The 18,777-nt window shown below is 67.2% G+C and carries 16 protein-coding genes; 10 read left to right on the forward strand and 6 right to left on the reverse strand.

What is annotated here, in order from left to right; genetic code table 11:
* Window positions 1-4 precede the first annotated feature (4 nt).
* Window positions 5-235: an RNA-binding S4 domain-containing protein gene (locus tag ACWV8V_RS02215; RefSeq protein ID WP_019184435.1), complete on the reverse strand. Its 231-nt coding sequence runs from the start codon at window positions 233-235 to the stop codon at window positions 5-7.
* A 267-nt stretch (window positions 236-502) separates the two neighbouring features.
* Between ACWV8V_RS02215 and ACWV8V_RS02220 the strand changes: the two genes are divergently transcribed.
* From ACWV8V_RS02220 to ACWV8V_RS02240, 5 genes are all read left to right on the forward strand, one after another.
* The gene (locus ACWV8V_RS02220) at window positions 503-2,446 is read left to right on the forward strand and encodes a DEAD/DEAH box helicase (protein WP_259260118.1); all 1,944 of its coding nucleotides are present in this window, start codon (window positions 503-505) and stop codon (window positions 2,444-2,446) included.
* Window positions 2,447-2,624: 178 nt separating this feature from the next.
* The gene (locus ACWV8V_RS02225; protein WP_455898837.1) at window positions 2,625-5,054 is read left to right on the forward strand and encodes a putative bifunctional diguanylate cyclase/phosphodiesterase; all 2,430 of its coding nucleotides are present in this window, start codon (window positions 2,625-2,627) and stop codon (window positions 5,052-5,054) included.
* A gap of 111 nt (window positions 5,055-5,165) precedes the next feature.
* Window positions 5,166-6,791, forward strand: coding sequence for a sensor domain-containing diguanylate cyclase (locus ACWV8V_RS02230; protein WP_455899593.1), 1,626 nt, complete (start codon window positions 5,166-5,168; stop codon window positions 6,789-6,791).
* 57 nt (window positions 6,792-6,848) lie between these two features.
* Entirely contained in the window at window positions 6,849-7,571 is a 723-nt protein-coding gene (locus tag ACWV8V_RS02235) for a pseudouridine synthase (protein ID WP_123728735.1), read from the forward strand.
* A gap of 47 nt (window positions 7,572-7,618) precedes the next feature.
* A complete protein-coding gene (locus ACWV8V_RS02240) occupies window positions 7,619-8,689 on the forward strand; it encodes a sensor domain-containing diguanylate cyclase (RefSeq protein ID WP_455898838.1) in 1,071 nt (356 codons plus the stop codon).
* Between the two features lie 24 nt (window positions 8,690-8,713).
* Here ACWV8V_RS02240 and ACWV8V_RS02245 read toward each other — a convergent pair whose 3' ends face one another.
* On the reverse strand, window positions 8,714-9,661 hold the full coding sequence (locus tag ACWV8V_RS02245; protein WP_123729696.1) for a DMT family transporter: 948 nt from the start codon (window positions 9,659-9,661) through the stop codon (window positions 8,714-8,716).
* 78 nt (window positions 9,662-9,739) lie between these two features.
* Here ACWV8V_RS02245 and ACWV8V_RS02250 point away from each other — a divergent pair, with 78 nt between their 5' ends.
* A complete protein-coding gene (locus ACWV8V_RS02250; protein ID WP_455898839.1) occupies window positions 9,740-10,396 on the forward strand; it encodes a Pr6Pr family membrane protein in 657 nt (218 codons plus the stop codon).
* A 4-nt stretch (window positions 10,397-10,400) separates the two neighbouring features.
* On the opposite strand, the gene ACWV8V_RS02255 is transcribed toward ACWV8V_RS02250, so the two are convergent.
* The gene (locus tag ACWV8V_RS02255) at window positions 10,401-11,219 is read right to left on the reverse strand and encodes a DUF72 domain-containing protein (protein ID WP_455898840.1); all 819 of its coding nucleotides are present in this window, start codon (window positions 11,217-11,219) and stop codon (window positions 10,401-10,403) included.
* Window positions 11,216-11,656, reverse strand: a complete 441-nt coding sequence (locus tag ACWV8V_RS02260; protein ID WP_259260124.1) for a VOC family protein — start codon at window positions 11,654-11,656, stop codon at window positions 11,216-11,218. The genes ACWV8V_RS02255 and ACWV8V_RS02260 overlap by 4 nt, the downstream gene beginning before the upstream one ends.
* A 111-nt stretch (window positions 11,657-11,767) precedes the next feature.
* Between ACWV8V_RS02260 and ACWV8V_RS02265 the strand changes: the two genes are divergently transcribed.
* Together ACWV8V_RS02265 and smrA are read left to right on the forward strand one after the other, a co-directional pair.
* Complete coding sequence (locus tag ACWV8V_RS02265; RefSeq protein ID WP_259260125.1) at window positions 11,768-13,345, forward strand: serine hydrolase; 1,578 nt, start codon at window positions 11,768-11,770, stop codon at window positions 13,343-13,345.
* 89 nt (window positions 13,346-13,434) lie between these two features.
* Window positions 13,435-15,267 carry a multidrug efflux ABC transporter SmrA gene (gene smrA / locus ACWV8V_RS02270; RefSeq protein ID WP_455898841.1) on the forward strand — a complete coding sequence of 611 codons (1,833 nt, stop codon included), beginning with the start codon at window positions 13,435-13,437 and terminating at the stop codon, window positions 15,265-15,267.
* A gap of 85 nt (window positions 15,268-15,352) precedes the next feature.
* On the opposite strand, the gene ACWV8V_RS02275 is transcribed toward smrA, so the two are convergent.
* Window positions 15,353-17,164, reverse strand: coding sequence for a DUF885 domain-containing protein (locus ACWV8V_RS02275; RefSeq protein ID WP_455898842.1), 1,812 nt, complete (start codon window positions 17,162-17,164; stop codon window positions 15,353-15,355).
* Window positions 17,165-17,267: 103 nt separating this feature from the next.
* Here ACWV8V_RS02275 and ACWV8V_RS02280 point away from each other — a divergent pair, with 103 nt between their 5' ends.
* Both ACWV8V_RS02280 and ACWV8V_RS02285 read left to right on the forward strand, forming a co-directional pair.
* Window positions 17,268-17,624, forward strand: coding sequence for a GFA family protein (locus tag ACWV8V_RS02280; RefSeq protein ID WP_455898843.1), 357 nt, complete (start codon window positions 17,268-17,270; stop codon window positions 17,622-17,624).
* Window positions 17,625-18,437: a DUF4349 domain-containing protein gene (locus tag ACWV8V_RS02285; protein ID WP_455898844.1), complete on the forward strand. Its 813-nt coding sequence runs from the start codon at window positions 17,625-17,627 to the stop codon at window positions 18,435-18,437.
* A 44-nt stretch (window positions 18,438-18,481) separates the two neighbouring features.
* On the opposite strand, the gene ACWV8V_RS02290 is transcribed toward ACWV8V_RS02285, so the two are convergent.
* The gene (locus tag ACWV8V_RS02290; RefSeq protein ID WP_038689504.1) at window positions 18,482-18,775 is read right to left on the reverse strand and encodes a hypothetical protein; all 294 of its coding nucleotides are present in this window, start codon (window positions 18,773-18,775) and stop codon (window positions 18,482-18,484) included.
* Window positions 18,776-18,777: the final 2 nt, after the last annotated feature.

The following is an 18,777-nucleotide window of genomic DNA, read 5'->3' on the forward strand; positions in this document are numbered from 1 at the left end:
ACGGTCAGGGCGCGTCGCTGTCGGCGATCACGTGGATGACCGTATCGGCGAACTGCACCTGCTGGCCCGCGCGGATCTTGCAGGCCTTGCGCAGCTCGACCTCACCGTCGACCAGGACCTGGCCGTCGCCGATCACGGTCTTGGCCTCGCCGCCGCTGGTGACCAGGTCGGCCAGCTTGAGCAGCTGCTTGAGCTCGACGTAGTCGCGGTCCAGTTCAAATTCGAGGGTCTGCATGGAGCGGGTATCCTGGGAAGAGGCGCGGACGTGGGGCCGGGCCGGGAAAGGGCGCGTATTGTGCGCCAGCCGGCGGCGCAACGGCATCCATCCTGGAATCTGTATACGTTGTTCAGGAACGATGCGGTATCATCGCCCCCTGAGTGAGTGAATTCTCCTCCGACCGAGCAGCGCCAGGGCACGCGATAAGAAAGGGCGCCCAAAGCGCGGACCATCCCCCTTTTTTATCTCACTGCCATCCAAAACGGCGGTGTTTCGGAGTTTCCCATGTCCCAAGAATCCCCCGCGCCGCTGCTGTTCGCAGATCTCGGCCTGTCCGACGCTGTGATGCAGGCCGTCGCCACTGTCGGTTACGAAACCCCGTCGCCGATCCAGGCAGCGACCATTCCGGCGATGCTGGAAGGCCGTGATGTGCTGGGCCAGGCCCAGACCGGTACCGGCAAGACCGCCGCCTTCGCGCTGCCGGTGCTGTCCAACCTCGATTTCAACCAGACCAAGCCGCAGGTGCTGGTGCTGGCGCCGACCCGCGAACTGGCCATCCAGGTCGCCGAGGCGTTCCAGACCTATTCCTCCGGCATTCCCGGCTTCCGCGTGCTGCCGGTGTACGGCGGCCAGCCTTACGGCCAGCAGCTGCAGGCCCTGCGCCGTGGCGTGCACGTCATCGTCGGCACCCCGGGCCGCGTGATCGATCACCTCGAGCGCGGCACCCTGGACCTGTCCGAGCTGAAGACGCTGGTGCTCGACGAAGCCGATGAAATGCTGCGCATGGGCTTCATCGACGACGTCGAAGCGGTGCTGAAGAAGCTGCCGGAGACCCGTCAGGTCGCCCTGTTCTCGGCCACCATGCCGTCGCAGATCCGCCGCATCGCGCAGACCTACCTGAAGAACCCGGCCGAAGTCACCATCGTCAGCAAGACGACGACCTCGGCCAACATCCGCCAGCGTTACTGGTGGGTGAGCGGCATGCACAAGCTGGACGCGCTGACCCGCATCCTGGAAGTGGAACCGTTCGACGCGATGATCATCTTCTCGCGTACCAAGGCAGCCACTGAAGAGCTGGCCGAGAAGCTGCAGGCGCGCGGCCTGGCCGCCGCCGCCATCAACGGCGACATGCAGCAGGCCCAGCGCGAGCGCACCATCGGGATGCTGAAGGAAGGCAAGCTGGACATCCTGGTCGCCACCGACGTGGCCGCCCGTGGTCTGGACGTGGAGCGCATCAGCCACGTGTTGAACTACGACATCCCGTACGACACCGAAAGCTATGTGCACCGCATCGGCCGTACCGGCCGTGCCGGCCGCACCGGTGATGCGATCCTGTTCGCCACCCCGCGCGAGAAGGGCATGCTGCGTGCGATCGAGCGCGCCACCCGCCAGCCCATCGAAGAGATGCAGCTGCCGAGCGTGGACGCGGTCAACGACACCCGCATCACCAAGTTCATGAGCCGCATCAGCGATGTGCTCGATGCCGGTGGCACCGAGTTCTACCGCGACCTGCTGCAGCGCCTGGAAGGCGAGAAGAACGTGCCGGCGATCGAGATCGCCGCCGCGCTGGCCAAGCTGCTGCAGGGCGATTCGCCGTTCCTGCTGACCCCGCCGGTCCGTGGTGCCCGTGAAGAGCGTGCCCCGCATCAGCGCAACGAGCGCAGCAACGACCGTGGCGAGCGCCCGGCCCGTTTCGAGCCGCGCTTCGAGCGTGGTCCGCGCCGTGAAGACGACCGTGGCCCGCGTCCGCCGCGTCCGGAAGGCGACTTCGGCAACAGCGAAGGCGGCGCCGAGCGCGCGCCGCGCCGTGACATCGCCCCGCGCGGTGCCGCCGAGCCGGGCATGGAAACCTTCCGCATCGAAGTGGGCCATGTCCACGGCGTGAAGCCGGGCAACATCGTCGGCGCCATCGCCAACGAAGCCGGCCTGGAAAGCCGTTTCATCGGCCGCATCGACATCCATGACGACTTCTCGGTGCTGGACCTGCCGGCCGAAATGCCGCAGGACCTGCTGACCCACCTGAAGAAGGTGTGGGTCTCGGGCCAGCAGCTTCAGATGCGCAAGGTCGAGCCGGGTGAAGACCTGACCCCGTCGGCGCGTCCGCCGTTCAAGCCGAAGTTCGGCCAGGGCAAGCCGCGTGGTCCGGGTGGCCCGCGCAGCGGCCCGGGCGGCAACGACCGCCCGCCGCGTCGCGACGGCTTCAAGCCGCGCGGCCCGCGCAACTTCTGATCACCCCCGGGTGATTGCCTCAACGCCAGCCTCCGGGCTGGCGTTGTCGTTTCCGACAGGGCATCCTGCCAAGGGGTCCGGTTTCGCACCGTTTCAACATCCGGGGCTCTAGCCTGCGGTTTGGACAAGGTCCGAATGGAATGAGTTTCCACACACGCAGCCCCAGGGGGGATCGGCGATGGTTGGAAGTCGCAAGGATGGTGGCGTTACCGCAGTACCGTATTCCACGCGGGGCCTGACCCTGCGGTTCGCACTGTTGACCGGCATGGCCATTGGCCTGGTCGGCATTTCCGCGTTGATCCAGGAACTGCAGGCCGCGTCCACGGCCTGGATCATGGGCCAGAGTCACTGGTCACGCGGCCAACAACAGGCCACGCACGCGCTCTCGCGTTACATCACCTCCGGCGAGTCGCACGATCTGACGGCGACACGGCAGGCGCTGCGGGTGCCGTTGGGCGATCTTTCCGCGCGCCGCGCCCTTGAGCAGGCCGACCCGGACATCGCCGCGGCGCGCCAGGGCTTCATCGAAGGCGGCAACGCACGCGGCGATATCAACCGCCTGATCCTGTCGTACCGCTACCTGCGCGATCAGCCGTATTTCCGCGACGCGGTCCGCCTGTGGCGCGATACCGATGACGATCTGCTGCAGTTGGTGGCCATCACCGATCGCGTGCAGGCCGGGCATGCCACTGGCGGCCTGACGCCCGACGTCCAGCAGGGACTGCTGCGCCAGGTGCAGGCATTGGATGTCGGCATGCAGAACCAGGCCCGCGCGTTCTCGGGTGCGTTGTTGCACACCGCAGCGATGGTACGGATGACCACCTTCATCGTCGGCGGGTTGTCCGTGCTGGCGATCACGTTGATCGCCGTGCTGCTGGCGCGGCGCGTGCGCAACGACCTGACCGAACAGGAAAGCCGGTTCCGGGCGGCGTTCTATCAGGCCACGGTGGGCATGCTCAAACTGGACGAGGAAGGCGGGATCGTCGAGGCCAACCAGGCGATGGCCGACATCCTCGACCACCGGCGTGAGGCCTTGCTGAGCCTGTCGCTGGCCGATGTTCTGGTGGAAGGCGAGCTGGTACTGGACGAGCATGGCCGGATCGACTGGCCGCGGCAGCTGCGCCCCGGTGAGCTGCGCTTCCTGCGTGCCGACGGCAGCCTGATGTGGGGCCGCTGGAGCGGCACCGTGGTGCGCACCCGGGCACGGGCGCCGACGGTGTTCGCGCTGGTCGAGGATGTTTCGCAGAACCATGCGCTGGCGCGGGAGGTGGAACACCACGCCAGCCACGATCCGCTGACCGGTCTGATAAACCGCCGTGAAATCGAGCGGCTGCTCGATCACGCGCTGACGACGGTGTGTGCCGAGGGCGGTACTCACGCGCTGTGCTACATCGACCTGGATTACTTCAAGCTGGTCAATGATGGTCTCGGCCACGCGGCAGGCGACCAGTTGCTGCGCAGCTTCGCCGACTACCTGGTGGGTGCCGTGCGCGATGGCGACTGGGTGGGCCGCCTGGGCGGTGACGAGTTTGCTTTGTTCCTGGCCAACGCCAGCCAGGACGAGGCCAAGCAGGTGCTGCAGCGGGTAATCCGCACGTTGGGGCAGGTGAGTTTCCAGCATGGCGACGGGGCTCCCAAGGTGAGCTGCAGCATCGGCGTGGTCGAGGTCACCGCGGAAGCGCCGGATGTGAACTGGCTCATGAGTGCAGCCGACAGTGCGTGCTACGCGGCCAAGGAGGCCGGTCGCAACCGCGTGCATTGCTACAACGAAAGCCGCATGGCGCTGGACGAGCGTCGGCGCGAAGCGGAGCGGTTGGCCAATGTCTCCAGCGCGATCGCCGAAAACCGCATGCTGCTGTACGCCCAGCGCATCGAGCGGGTCGGCGATCCGGACTTCCTGCATTACGAAGTACTGGTGCGCATGCGCAGCCCGGAAGGCGTACTGCAGGGGCCGGGGGAATTCATGGGGGCGGTCGAGCGCTACGGCATGGGCATGGCGCTGGATCGGCACGTGCTGTCGCTGTTGTTCAGGCACCTGCAGGTGTGCCCTGCGCACGTGCAGCAGCTTGGCCTGTGCAACGTCAACGTGTCCGCGCAGTCGATCGCCGAGCCCAGTTTCCTGGCCTTCGTCACCGATCTGCTGGAGCGCAACCGTGGCCTGGCCCGCAAGCTGTGCTTTGAGATCACCGAAACCGCAGCGGTCAGCAACATCGACCAGGCGCGCACCTTCATCGATGCGGTGAAGGCCCGCGGCTGCCGGATGGCGCTGGACGATTTCGGTTCGGGGCTGTCCTCGTTCGGCTACCTCCGTCAGTTGCCGGCGGACATGCTCAAGATCGATGGCGTATTCGTGCGCGACATGAACCTGGATCCGGTCAACCGCGCCGCGGTGCGCGCGATCACTGAAGTCGGGCGCGAACTGCACATGCTGGTGGTCGCCGAGTGGGTGGAATCGGCGGTGGTGGCCGATCAACTGGCGCAGATGGGGGTGGAAGGTCTGCAGGGGTACGCGATCGAGCGGCCGATTCCGTTGGAACGCATGACCCAGCCAGCCCTGCGGCCGGCCCGTGCCGGTGTGTCATCGGATGCATGGCGTGGCACGCCATGATGCGATAATCGTGGAAGACGGCAGCGGGCGGGGTGTCCACTGACGACCATGGGCGGGCGGGGCACAGGTGTGAGCAACGGGGGCGGGTTTTCAAGCGGGGGTGTGGTGCTGATGCTGCTGCTGTGGCTGTTGCCATGGAGCGCGCAGGCCGCATCGCCGACGATGGGGCAGGATTTTCTGTTGCTCGGCGGGGCCACCGATGAGGTGACGCCCCAGCGTGCCTGTGCGCCGGATGTTTTGGCCCGCCACCAGGAGGTCCTGTCGATTCCGTCTCCGCAGCAGGGCTGGTCGGGGAAACCGCAGGCCGTGGATGTGTTCGGCGTGCTCACCGGTGAGGTCCGCATCAGTCATGGCGACCGCGAAATCTGCGGCAGCATGCACGACGCCCGCACGCGCGATTCCCGGTTCCGTGCCGGGGTCGGGCTGGTGGTGGTGCCCGAGGCCGGCAACCACGAGCCGATCGTGGTCTCCTGGACGCGCCCGCTCAAGCCGCGCTGGGTGCCGACCATCCAGTTGGGGGCACCGAGTCCGGTGCAGCAGAACGACACGGCACGGCTGCTGATGCGCGCGGCCTGCATCGCGGTGGCGATCGCGCTGGCACTGTCGGCATTGATGGGGTGGGTCACCACCCGCGACCGCTCGTTCCTCGTGTATGTCGGCGCGTGCGTGGTGTTCGTGCTGTGGCAGGCGGTGCTGGGGGGCTTGAGCGGCTATCCCGAGCCGTGGCTGCCCGTGCACGAGCACGCCTCGTGGTGGCTGGTGGCGCTGAGTGCCTGCAGCGAAGCGCTGCTGCTGCCGATCCTGTGGCGCCTCAACGGCGGCGATCGTCGCTGGCCGCGTTCCCGCCCGGCCCAGTACGCCGTGCTGTGGGGCCTGATGGCCATGGGGCTGACCGTACCGTTGTGGGGGCCGGACGGTCTGGCCGTGGTCTCCGAGCTGCTCGAGTGGTTCTTCATGGCCGGCTGCGTACTGTGCCTCGGCGCGGGCCTGTGGGGACTGTCGCGGCGCGACGCGTATGCACTGCGGGGCCTGCTGGCGCTGGCACCGTGGTGGATCATGATCGTGGCCGACGCGTTCAACGCGCAGTGGCTGGTGGCATATCGGATCGAAGCGCTGCAGCTGTCCACGACCTGGTTCCTGATGATGGCCGCCTACGCGCTCAATCTGCGCCTGGGCCGCCTGCGCCGTCAGCGCGATGAAATGCGCCAGTTGGCCGACACCGACATGCTGACCGGCCTGCCCAATCGTCGCGCAGGCCTGCGCCTGCTCGCCGAGTATCTGGAGCAGGCGCGCCGTGATCCGATGCCGTTGTCGATCGGCTTTCTGGACATCGACCTGTTCAAGGACATCAACGACCAGTTCGGGCATGAGCGGGGGGATCAGGTGCTGGTGGCCGTGGCCCGCGCCCTGCGGGGGGCCGTACGCAACCAGGACAACGTGATCCGGATGGGCGGGGAGGAGTTCCTGGTGCTGCTGCCGGGGGCTGGCCACGCCGCCGCGGTCGCCCGGCTGGAGACCGTCCGCCAACAGGTCGCCACCGTCGCGCAGGGCCTGGGCATTCACGGGCTGCGGGTGTCAGCCAGCATCGGCCTGGCCGTGCTCAAACCCGGCAGTGATGACCTGGCCGGCCTGCTGCGCCGGGCCGACCACGCCATGTACTGCGCCAAACGCAACGGCCGCAACCAGATCCATGATGGGGAACGCACCACCACGGCCGGCGATCCGTTGCCGGCCTGAAACGGCGGCGCGTGCGAAATCCGCAGCGGGACGCGGCTTTTGCCCGATAATGGGCGCATGACAATCCGACTCAACAAGCACATCGCCGATACCGGCTTCTGTTCCCGGCGCGAAGCCGACCGCCTGATCGGCGAGCGCCGCGTCACCGTCAATGGGCATCCCGCCGGTACCGGCGCGGTGGTTGGCGAGCAGGACGTGGTACTGGTCGATGGCCAGCCGCTGCGCGCCCGCGAGGCGAAGAAGGCCGGCGGCCGCAAACACGTCTATATCGCGCTGAACAAGCCGGTGGGCATCACCTGCACCACCGAAAGCTCGGTCAAGGGCAACATCGTGGAGTTCGTCGGCCACGAACAGCGCATTTTCCCGATCGGGCGCCTGGACAAGGATTCCGAAGGCCTGATCCTGCTGACCAGCAACGGCAACATCGTCAACCAGATCCTGCGTGCCGAGAATGGCCACCAGAAGGAGTACATGGTGGCGGTGAACAAGGCGGTCACCGATGAGTTCCTGCGGGGCATGGCGCGCGGCGTGCGCATCCGCGACGAAGTCACGCTGCCGTGCCGGACCAGCAAGCTGGCCAAGTTCGGCTTCCGGATCACCCTGCAGCAGGGTCTGAACCGGCAGATCCGCCTGATGGCCGCCGCGTTCGGTTTCCGCGTCACCCAGCTGCGCCGGGTGCGCATCGACAACATCAAGCTGGGCGCGCTCAAGCCCGGTCAATGGCGCAACCTGACCGACGCCGAGCTGAAGGGCCTGCTGCCCAAGCAGCTGGACTGGTAACGCCGCGCTAGGGATAGACTGCGCGGGTACTGTCGATGCCCGCCGCGATGATCAAGCCTTCCAAGCCGGACAATGAAGCGCAGCGCCTGTTGGCGCTGCAGCGCTACCAGATTCTCGATACCCCCCAGGAACGCTCGTTCGACGATCTGGTGACGATCGCCACCGCCCTGTGCGGCACCCGGATGGGGGCAGTGACCCTGGTCGACCAGGACCGCCAGTGGTTCAAGGCGCGCCAGCAGTTGGACGCCTGTGAGACCCATCGCGACCTCTCCTTCTGTGCCCACGCCATCCTGACCCCGGACCAGGTGATGGTGGTCGAGGACGCGCGCAGCGATCCACGTTTCTCGGACAACCCGGTGGTGGTGGACGACCCGCACGTGCGCTTCTACGCCGGCGCGCCGCTGCTCAGTGTCGAAGGCTTGCCGCTGGGCACACTGTGCGTGTTCGATGCGGCCCCGGGGCATCTGGACAGCAGCCAGTTGCTGGCGCTCACCGCGCTGTCCCGGCAGGTCTCGCTGGTGATGGAACTGCGCCGCTATGCGCATGAAATCCAGCAGCACATGACCGACCGTGCCTGGTACGAACAGCGGCTGGCCGAATACAACGAACTGCTGGAGCAGCAGAACGCGGACCTGGCCGAACAGAGCCGGACCGATCCGCTGACCGGCCTGCCCAACCGCCGCGCGATGAGTGCGGCGCTGGAAGCGGCGGTACGCGATGCCGATGGCCAACCGCGCGCGACCGCCGTGGCGTTGCTGGACATCGATCACTTCAAGACCGTCAATGATCTGTACGGGCATGCCACCGGTGACCATGTGCTGTCCGAACTGGCCCGGCTGCTGCGCGCCCATTTCGCCGGGCACGGCCTGGCCGCGCGGTATGGCGGCGAGGAGTTCGTGGTGCTGATGCCCGACACGCCGCTGGCCACGGCCGAACTGCAGTGCGATTTCCTGCGCATGGCGGTGACTGATCTGCCGTTGGGCCTGCCGCTGACGATCAGCATCGGGGTGGCCGCGCACCGCCATGGCGATGCGATCGAGCAGACCCTGGCCCGCGCCGATGCGGCGCTGTACCGGGCCAAGGGCGAGGGCCGCAATCGGGTGATCCGCGCCGACTGAGCTGTGTGGACCGTGTTGGCCCGCTCAATCGGCGATGTTGCGCGCTTCGGAGGTCGCCATCAGTTCCGGATGCTGGACCTTCCTGCGGCGGTTGAGCAGCGGGTGCAGGAACACCGCGCCAACGATGATCGCCACACCCGCATAGAACAACGGGGTCAGTTCGCGCTGCTCGCTGAGCAGCACCATCGCCAGCAGGATCGCGTAGACCGGCTCCAGGTTGGTGACCAGCTGCGAGGTGTAGGCGCTGATGTGGCGCAACGCCACCAGCGCCAGCGCGAATGGCAGCAGCGTGCACAGCCCCGCCAAGGCCAACAGCAGCAGGCCGTCGTGCAGGTCCGGGATAACCCACAGGTCGCTGGCCAGGGCGGGCAGCAGGAAGGGCAGTACCGGCGCCAGCAGGGTCAGGGTGAGCGTGCCCGCGCCGAGTTCCAGCGCGGTCACGGTGAGCGGGTCGGCGTGGCTGACCAGGCGCTTGTTGAGTGAGCCGAAGATCGCCACCAGCAGCGCCGACAGCGCGCCGATCAGCACGCCCAGGCGCATGCCATCGGGCACGCCACCCACGACCAGCGCCACGCCCGGCAAGACCAGAATGCCGAAGGCCAGTTCGCGGAACTGGAACGGGCGCTTGGCCACCCACGGTTCGATCACGGCGGTGAACACCGGCGCCAGCGCGATGCAGGTGGCGGCCACCGAGGCATTGGCGAGTTTCACTGCGCCATAGAAGGTCAGCCAGTGCAGCGCGACCAGGGCGCCCACACCGCAGTAGCCGGCGACCAGGCGCGGCGACAGCTGGCGCAGCCCACGCCACACGCGCGGGACCAGCGCCAGCATTGCCACCACCAGCAGCATGCGCCACCACACCAGCGGCAGAGCGGGCAGGGTGATCAGCTTGCCGAGGATGGCAGTGACGCCCCACAGCAGCACACAGAAATGGATTTGCAGCAGGGCTCTGCGGGTATCGGTCATCGGCATCTGCATATTGTGCGGCAAGCCGCGCCCGTAGCGATGCCTTCCACGCGATCCTCTACAGGGCCGTGGCATCCTGCGCTGATGACACGCCATCACATCGAAACGCTTGCCTCCGTCCTGTCACCGGCGCTGCGCGGCTGGGCCGGTCTCACCGCCGCGGTGGCGGTGGCGTCCCTGCTGCTGCAGTACGCCCTGCTGCTGCGCACGCCTGGCCTGGCGGTGGCGGACGCGACGCTGCGCTATCTGGGCTACTTCACCATCCTCAGCAACATCGGGGTGGCTACGGTCTGCGTGGCGCTGGCCTGCGGCCGCCGGACAGGGCTGGCCGGTCCGGTACCGCGCGCGGCGGTGGCGTTGTTCATCGGCATCACCGGGCTGATCTACGTGACCCTCCTGGCGCCGTTGTGGGACCCGCAGGGCGCACAGTGGTGGGCCGATACCGGCCTGCATTACGCCGTGCCGGTGATGTACCTGGTCGGCTGGCTGGCCGGACCGCATGGCGGCCTGCACCGGCGTGGGCTGCTCGCCGCCCTGGCGTTCCCGACGGTCTATCTGGGCTGGGCGCTGCTGGTCGGCCGCCTCAGCGGTCAGTACCCGTACCCGTTTCTGGATCCGAGCGCGCTGGGCGCGGCGCTGGTCCTGCGCAACGTGCTGGGCGTGGCCGTATTGTTCATGGTGAGCGGCGCGCTGTTGTGGTGGCTGGATGGCACGCTGGCCGCCCGCCGCCGGCGCGGCTGAGGACTCACCCGTCGCCGAGCTGCAGCAGCTGGTCGCGCAGGGCCATCGCCGCGCAAGGATTACGGTGTTTGGCCGCGCCGATGAACAGCACGTAGACCTGCCGCGGTGTCCCTGCGGGCGCCTCGGCAGCGAGGTGGGGCAGGTCCGGGTTGTCTTCGCCGCGGGCCCAGCGCATCGCACGCAGGCACCACTGTTCCAGCGCCCGTGCCGGGTAGCCGGCACGCAGGTTCGCGCGTGAGTGCATCAATCGCGCATAGATGAAGTCGGCAGTGGGGTCGGCGAAACTGGGGTACTCATCCGAGCCACTGAACACCAGTGCGGCACCGTGCGCACGGGCAGCGGTCAGCAGCGCCGGCGTCCATGCCGCGGGGTTGCGCACCTCCAGTGCGTGCTGCAGGCGGTGGCCGTCGACCTTGCGCGGCAGCATGCCCAGGAACCGATCGAATTCGGCTGCACCGGCGGGATGGCTGTCGCCGAACTGCCAGATCAATGGACCCAGCCGGTCCTCCAGCGCGCTGATGCCGTTGATGAAGCGCTCCGCACGTTCGCCGACGGTGGTCAGGTCATGGGTCTGGGTGATGGTTCGCGGTGCCTTGGCCGAGAAGCGGAAGCCCTCGGGGGTCTGCGCGCGCCACTGCGCATAGATGGCTGGCTTCTGCGCACGGTAGAACGTGCTGTTGATCTCGATGCAGCCCAGGTGTTGGCTGGCGTGGGCCAGCTCTTCGCGCTGCGGCAATCCAGCCGGATAGAACGTGCCGCCCCGCCACGCCGGGAAGACCCAGCCACCGATACCCGTGCGGATGGAGCCGGCCGCAGCGCTCATGCGCCGTCCGCGTGGTCGACCCATGGGTCGTAGCTGCCGAACCACCACAGGTAGCCTTCCAGATCGCGGCAGGCATAGCCGCGGCCGCCATAGGGCTGGTCGGCGATGTCCATGACGATCTGCGCGCCGGCGGCAACGGCGCGCGCATGATGCGCATCCGGATCGGCGACGATCACGCAGGCGCTCTGGGTCTGGCGACCGCCGACCTCGTCCGGGTGGACGCTGTAGCGGCCCCACTCACTGCCGTTGTCGACCGAGCCCAGCATGATCATGCCGTGGCCGTAGACAAGCTGGGCGTGGTGAACGGTATCGCCATCGGCGTAGACCGCCTGTTTCTGGAAGCCGAACGCGCGCTGCAGCCAGGCAATGGCGGCGTGCGCATCGCGGTAGCGCAGGCAGGGAATGAGGGTGGCGACGGTCTCAGCGGGCGCGGTCATGGCGGGCCTCCTTCTGGCACAGGCGAGCCTGATCCGGGCCGCGTTACCATCGTGCGAAACCGGGGCATCGGCACCCTCGACGCCCCCGCCACACGCAACCGGAGACACTGCTTGAATACATCCTGGATCGGAGGCGCCGTGCTGCTGGCATGCGCACCCTTGGCATCGGCCGCCGTGCCGGCCGAACTGCAGCGGCTGGACGCCACCATCGAACGCGCCCGCAGCGAGTTCGACATCCCCGGCATCGCCGTGGCGGTGGTCAAGGATGGCAAGGTGGTGATGGAGCGCGGCTACGGGGTGCGCGAGCTGGGCAAGCCGGACCCGGTGCAGGCCGATACGCTGTTTGCGATCGCCTCCAATACCAAGGCGTTCACCGCCACCTCGCTGAATCTGCTGGCCGAGCAGGGCAAGCTGAAGATGGATGATCGCGTGATCGATCATCTGCCTGGCTTCCGCATGTCCGATCCGTACGTGACCGGGGAAATGCGCATCCGCGACCTGCTGTCGCACCGCAGTGGCCTGAGCCTGGGCGCGGGCGACCTGCTGTTCTGGCCGACCACCTCCTACAGCAACAAAGAGGTGGTGCAGCGGCTGGGCAAGGTGCCGTTGAAGGCCGGCTTCCGTGATCGCTATGCCTACGACAACATTCTCTACGCGGTCGCCCAGCAGGTGATCGAGCAGGTGTCCGGGCAGACCTATGCGGACTTCCTGCAGCAGCACATCTTCACCCCGGTGGGCATGCAAGGCACCCGCTACAACGCCGATCATCTGCAGCCCGGCGACAACGCTGCAGTGGGGCACGCCAAGTATGATTTCAGCCAGTTGCGTACCGTCGCGCCGCTGACCTGGTCCAACAACGCCGGCGCCGGCGGCATCTATTCCAGCGTGCACGACATGGCGCGCTGGATGAACGTGCAGCTGGCCCAGGGCACGCTGGAGAACGGGCAGCCGCTGTTCACCGCCAAGACCCAGCAGGCGATGTGGCAGATGATCACCCCGCAGGTGGTGCCCGAGCCGAGCGTGCCGCAGCTGGCGGCGGCACGGCCGAACTTCGCCGGCTATGGCGAGGGCTGGAGCCTGAGCGATTACCGGGGCCAGAAACTGGTCTGGCATACCGGCGGCTGGCCGGGCATGGTCTCGCGCGTGACCCTGGTACCGGCGCAGAAGCTGGGCATCGTGGTGTTGACCAACCAGGAAGTGGGCGCGGCCTTCAACGCGATCACGATGGAAGCGCTGGATGCCTATCTGCAGGCACCGGCCACCGACTGGGTCGCCGCCTATGCGGCCGCCGTGGCCAAATCGCAGGAGAAGGCGGACGAGGGCTGGGCCAAGCACCAGGCCGCACGTGATGCGAGGTCCAAGCCGTCGCTGCCGCTGGCGCGCTACGCAGGAGGCTACCGCGACGCATGGTACGGCGATGTATTCGTTGAGCAGCAGGGCGGCAAGCTGCGCCTGCGCTTCGGCAAGACCGCACAGTTGATCGGCACGCTGGAGCATTGGCAGCACGATACCTTCCTGGTGCGCTGGGACGACCGCTCGCTCAACGCCGATGCCTTCGTGAATTTCAGTCTCGATCCGGACGGCAAGGTCCGCGAGGTCCGCCTGCAGGCGGTGTCCTCGCTGACCGATTTCAGTTTCGATTTCCAGGACCTGCTGCTGACACCGATCGCGCCGGAGGCCAAGGGCTGAACCCCGTCGCCGGCGTGTGATGGAGGTGAGAGTAAAACAGCAGGCCGCGGTGGGATAATCGCGGCCTGTTTTATTTTCGGTGCACTGCGATGTTCCGCTGGTTCGAATCGCTGATTCCGGTTTTCCCGCCGATCGATGCGCGCATGCCACCGCGCACGGTGGTGCCGTTCTATATCCACTATCTGCGCCCGGTGTGGCCGGTGCTGCTGGCCACGCTGATCGCCGGCCTGCTGCTGGCGCTGGTCGAAGTGGCGATGTTCGATTTCCTTGGCCGCATCGTGGACATGGTCGCCGAGCAGCCCGGCAGCGATTTCTTCGCCCGGCATGCGAATACATTGATGTGGATGGCCGGCATCACCCTGATCGCGCGGCCGCTGCTGGTGTCGCTGCACAGCCTGCTGGTGAACCAGGCGATCGTGCCGGGGCTGAGCAACCGCTCGCGCTGGTTGATGCACAACTATGTGGTGCGGCAGAGCCTGAGCTTCTTCCAGAACGATTTCGCCGGCAGCATGGCCAACCGGGTCATGCAGACCGGCACCTCGCTGCGCGAATCGGCCGTGCAGATGGTCGATTCGCTCTGGTACATCATCGTCTACACCGGCACCGCGCTGTACCTGTTCGCGCAGGCGGACTGGCGGCTGATGATCCCGCTGGGGCTGTGGATGGCCGGCTATGCGGTGATCATGTGGTACTTCGTGCCGCGGGCGAAAGAGCGTGCGTGGATCGCCTCCGAAGCGCGCTCCAAAGCGATGGGCCGCATCGTGGATGGTTACACCAACGTGCCCACGCTGAAGCTGTTCGCCCATGGCGGGCGCGAGCAGGCCTACGTGGCCGAGGCGATCGACGAACTGGCCACCAAGCACCGCGGCCAGACCCGGGTCACCACCGGGCTGGAAGTCACCATCGCCATCGTCAACGGCTTCCTGATCGTGGGCACCTGCGGCCTTGCGCTGTGGCTGTGGAACGGCGGGCACATCAGCGTCGGTGCGATCACACTGGCCACCGGCCTGGTGATCCGCATCCACAACATGTCCGGCTGGATCATGTGGACGATCAACGGCATCTTCGAAGATATCGGCACGGTGCAGGACGGGATCACCACCATCTCCCAGCCGCTGACCGTGCAGGACCGCGCCGATGCCGTGCCCTTGGTCGTGAGCCAGGGCGGCGTGCATTTCGATCACATCCATTTCCATTACGGAAAACGCGGGGGTGTGATCGCCGGGTTGGACCTGCAGGTGAAGCCCGGTGAGAAGATCGGTCTGGTGGGTCCCTCGGGTGCCGGCAAGTCGACCCTGGTCAATGTGCTGCTGCGGCTGTACGACCTGGAAAGCGGGCAGATCCGCATCGATGGCCAGGACATCGCCCGGGTCACCCAGGAAAGCCTGCGCCGGCAGATCGGCGTGGTCACCCAGGACACCTCGCTGCTGCACCGTTCGATCCGCGACAACCTGCTGTACGGGCGTCCGGATGCAACCGAAGCGCAGCTGCACGCCGCGGTGGCCAAGGCGCGCGCCTCGGCCTTCATCGATACGCTGGTCGATGGGGAAGGGCGTCGTGGTTACGACGCGCATGTCGGCGAGCGCGGGGTGAAGCTGTCCGGTGGCCAGCGCCAGCGCATCGCGATCGCGCGGGTGCTGCTCAAGGACGCCCCGATCCTGGTGCTGGACGAGGCAACATCGGCACTGGATTCGGAAGTGGAAGCGGCGATCCAGGACAACCTGGATGAATTGATGACCGGCAAGACGGTGATCGCGATCGCGCACCGCCTGTCCACCATCGCGCGCATGGACCGGCTGGTAGTGATGGATCAGGGCCGCATCGTGGAAACCGGCACGCACGCCGAGCTGATCACGGCCGGCGGATTGTATGCGCGGCTGTGGGCGCGGCAGACCGGGGGCTTCGTGGCTGCCGACGCGTAAGGCGCGTCATGCCCGCCACGCAGAAAAGAGAACGGCCCGGGTCACCCCGGGCCGTTTGCCTGTCTGACGAGGAACGAGGCAGTGCTTACTCGATCGGCTGATCCAGCATCAGCTGGCGCGCGAAGCGCACCGGCGGGGCGCCGTAGGACAGCATCTGATCGTGGTACGCCTTCAGGTTGAACTTCGCGCCCTGCTTGTCCTGCACGGCCTTGCGGGTATCGAAGTGTTCCTGCGCGCCGACGAAGTAAGTCGGCAGCTGCGCAGAGGTCAGCTGCGCACGCACCCACTTGCCCGAGGCTTCGCTTTCCTGCTGGAAGGCGTCGTGGGTCATCAGGTGCATCGCCTGCTCACGCGTCCAGTTGTCCACGTGCACGCCCTGATCCAGGATCGCGTTGGAGATGGTGCGCAGGTAGAACTTCAGCTGCACCAGGTGGAAGAGCGGATCGTTGTCCAGGTAACCCTGCTCCTGCATCATCCGCTCGGTGTAGACCGCCCAGCCTTCGGCGAACAGGCCCGAACGCAGCACCGCGCGCAGCGTGGAGGGGAACTTGCCCGAGTGCCAGCCTTCCAGGTAATGGCCCGGGGTGCCTTCGTGAATGCTCAGCAGGTGGATCATGCGGCTGTTGTATTCGCGCAGGAACGAATCGACCTGCTTGTCGGTCCAGTCGTCCGGGATCGGCGAGACCGCATAGAAGGTCTTCAGGTTCTTGTCGAGCGGGCCCGGCGAATCGCAGTAGGCCACGGCCACGCCACGCTGGAATTCCGGCATCAGGATGATGTCGACCGGCGAATCGGGCAGGGTCATCAGGTCATGCTTGCGCACGAATTCGGTGGACTGCTCCAGCGCGGCCTTGGCGTCTTCAACGACCTTGTCGCGTGCCGGCTTGTCGGCATAGGCCAGCTCCAGCGCGGCTTCGATCGCGGCCTGCTGCTGCTCGTCGCTCGGGTTGGCCGGCAGCGCCGGGGCGCCGGGCTTGTCCTTGAGCACGGTCTGCGCGATGCCATACATGTCCTGGCGCACGCGCTTGAGTTCGGCACGCGCGCGCTCGCCGATCTCGGCGCGCGAGAGCGAGGCGTTCAGCGCGAACTTCAGCTTCTGGTCGTACAGCTCCGCACCGATGCGGAAGTCACCCTTGGCGTTCGGCACCAGGGTCTTGTCCAGCCAGGTCTGCTGTTCGTCGACGGCCTTCTTCAGGCCCTCGATCGCAGCCTGCAGGCGCGTCTGGTCTTCGGCCGGCAACTCACCGATGTGCGGGGTGATGAAGGTATCGACGATGCTCAGGATGCCGCGGTTCTGCTTGGCCACGGTTTCGGCGTGGATCTTCGGCACGCGGGCCGGGTCCAGGTTCTCGCGGGCCTGGGCGAAGATCTGCGGCAGCTTCTCCATGCGCGCGGTCGCCGACTTCAGGCGGTCGGGCAGCGGCGCGAACTCACGCGCCATCAGGCCATAGAGCGCGCTGCCGGCCATGCCGTTGTACATCTGCGGGTCCCACTTGGGCGACTGCAGCACTTCCGCGGTCCAGACTTCGGACTGCAGCTGGTTGCGCAGGATCGCCGCGTCCACCTGGTTCTCGCGCGAGAGCTTGCTGACGTCGATCTTGTCCAGATCGCCCAGCAGTGCCTTGTACGCGGTCAGCACTTTCTGCTGGCCGGCCGCGCTCAGGTCGTCGATCTCGCTGTCGTAGCGGTGATCGCCGATCTGGGTGGCGCTGATCGGGGACAGCTGCATCCAGGTGTCCAGGGCGCGCTTGGACAGGTCGGCGAAGGCGGCGTCCACGGCGGCGTCGCCGGCAGGTGCAGCGGCGGCCGGCGTACCGGGTGCGGCGGTCGGGGCGTCGGCCTGCTGGCAGCCGCCGAGGGCGGCGATCAGGGCGAGGGCGAGAAGATGCTGGCGCATCGGCGATCCTGTGCTGTGGTCAATCGCCGAGCATAGGCCCCCGCGCCCGGCCGCGCCCGTGCCATTGGATTACCATGGCCCTTTCCCAGCCGGAGGGTGCGCCATGCAGTACGAAGGGAGCTGCCATTGCGGGCAGATCGCGTTCGTGGTCGAGGCGGCCGAGCCGATCACCGAGGCCCTGGACTGCAACTGTTCGCTGTGCCGCCGCCGCGGTGGCCTGCTGTGGTTCGGCCCGCGCGAGGCGCTGCGGCTGACCACCGATCCGGCCGACGTGGCCACCTACCAGTTCAACCAGCACCACCTGGACCACCACCATTGCCGCACCTGTGGCACCGCCCCGTTCAGCGAGGGCGTGGACCCCCGCAGTGGAAGCAAAATGGTGGCGGTGAACGTACGTTGCCTGCCCGGGGTGGACCTGGACGGGCTTACGATCAATCGCTTCGACGGAGCAAGCAAATAGATGAAACGGACGATGTGGCACCCCAAGGGTGCATGGGCAGGGATGCTGGTGCTCGGGCTGGCCGGCTGTGCGGCCCAGAAGCACGGCGAAGCGGCCGCCGACGCGGGCGCCGGTGCACTGGCATCGCCGGAGGGGGCGATGCTGGCCTACGAACACGATCTGGACATCACCCTGGACGCGGCCGGCATCGCCCCGCGCGTGAAGCAGATCGCCGAGGCGTGCCAGTCCGCGCGGTTCGGTGACTGCGCGGTCCTGCAGGTGGGCCAGCAGGGCGGCGAATACCCCAGCGGTTCGGTCAAGGTGCGGATCGCGCCCAAGGGGGTCGAGCCACTGATCGGGCTGGCCGGGCAGGGCGGTGAGGTGGCCTCGCGCAACACCCATGCCGAAGACCTCGCCCAGCAGGTGGCCGACACCGCGCTCACCAAGGCGCGCCTGCAGAAGGAGCACGAGCGGCTGCTGGCCTACCAGGACAGCAAGGACATCAAGCTGGCCGACCTGCTCACCATCACCCAGCGCCTCTCGGAAATCGAGGCCGGGGTGGAGCAGGCCAACAAGGAGGCGGCCCAGCAGCACCGCCGTATCGACACGCAGCTGGTGACGATGCAGTTCCACACCCCGTCCGGGCAGCGCAGCCGCAGCCAGATCGGTGAAGCGCTGAGCGAGTCCGGTGCCGTGCTGACCACCAGCGTGGCCTTCCTGATCCGCGCGCTGTCGGCGTTGCTGCCGTGGGCCGTGGTGGCCTGGGTGTTCGCCTGGATCGGCAGCGTGCTGTGGCGCCGCCGCAAACGCCGCCTGGCCGCACGGGCCAGCTGACGCGGCAAGGCGCGGTGCCGGTCAAGGCCGGCACCGCGCAGCCATCAGCCTTCGTCGTGCTCGTATTCCACGAACACGTCCAGCTCCAGCGCCAGTTCCTGCACCGCATCGCGCACGCGCTGGGCGGCGAGCGCATTGCCCACCTCCACTTCCAGCTCGTGGATGCCCGGGCCGATGTCGTCGGACAGGCCCGCCGAACTGGAATCGTCATCGTCCATGTGCGGCATCAGGTCGTCGGTTTCCTCGACATGCTCGATGCCTTCGATGCTCTGCAGCAGGTCGGTGATGGCACGCGCGTCGTCATCGCTGCCGGTAATTCTGAGTCGCAACAGGGCCATGG

Source organism: Stenotrophomonas sp. Ker107b (assembly GCF_053847245.1).

Excerpts from the sequence above, each read along its gene's own strand:
- ACWV8V_RS02215 (WP_019184435.1), bottom strand. The coding sequence starts at position 235 with ATGCAGACCCTCGAATTTGAACTGGACCGCGACTACGTCGAGCTCAAG.
- ACWV8V_RS02220 (WP_259260118.1), top strand. The coding sequence starts at position 503 with ATGTCCCAAGAATCCCCCGCGCCGCTGCTGTTCGCAGATCTCGGCCTG.
- ACWV8V_RS02225 (WP_455898837.1), top strand. The coding sequence starts at position 2,625 with ATGGTTGGAAGTCGCAAGGATGGTGGCGTTACCGCAGTACCGTATTCC.
- ACWV8V_RS02230 (WP_455899593.1), top strand. The coding sequence starts at position 5,166 with ATGCTGCTGCTGTGGCTGTTGCCATGGAGCGCGCAGGCCGCATCGCCG.
- ACWV8V_RS02235 (WP_123728735.1), top strand. The coding sequence starts at position 6,849 with ATGACAATCCGACTCAACAAGCACATCGCCGATACCGGCTTCTGTTCC.
- ACWV8V_RS02240 (WP_455898838.1), top strand. The coding sequence starts at position 7,619 with ATGATCAAGCCTTCCAAGCCGGACAATGAAGCGCAGCGCCTGTTGGCG.
- ACWV8V_RS02245 (WP_123729696.1), bottom strand. The coding sequence starts at position 9,661 with ATGCCGATGACCGATACCCGCAGAGCCCTGCTGCAAATCCATTTCTGT.
- ACWV8V_RS02250 (WP_455898839.1), top strand. The coding sequence starts at position 9,740 with ATGACACGCCATCACATCGAAACGCTTGCCTCCGTCCTGTCACCGGCG.
- ACWV8V_RS02255 (WP_455898840.1), bottom strand. The coding sequence starts at position 11,219 with ATGAGCGCTGCGGCCGGCTCCATCCGCACGGGTATCGGTGGCTGGGTC.
- ACWV8V_RS02260 (WP_259260124.1), bottom strand. The coding sequence starts at position 11,656 with ATGACCGCGCCCGCTGAGACCGTCGCCACCCTCATTCCCTGCCTGCGC.
- smrA (WP_455898841.1), top strand. The coding sequence starts at position 13,435 with ATGTTCCGCTGGTTCGAATCGCTGATTCCGGTTTTCCCGCCGATCGAT.
- ACWV8V_RS02275 (WP_455898842.1), bottom strand. The coding sequence starts at position 17,164 with ATGCGCCAGCATCTTCTCGCCCTCGCCCTGATCGCCGCCCTCGGCGGC.
- ACWV8V_RS02280 (WP_455898843.1), top strand. The coding sequence starts at position 17,268 with ATGCAGTACGAAGGGAGCTGCCATTGCGGGCAGATCGCGTTCGTGGTC.
- ACWV8V_RS02285 (WP_455898844.1), top strand. The coding sequence starts at position 17,625 with ATGAAACGGACGATGTGGCACCCCAAGGGTGCATGGGCAGGGATGCTG.
- ACWV8V_RS02290 (WP_038689504.1), bottom strand. The coding sequence starts at position 18,775 with ATGGCCCTGTTGCGACTCAGAATTACCGGCAGCGATGACGACGCGCGT.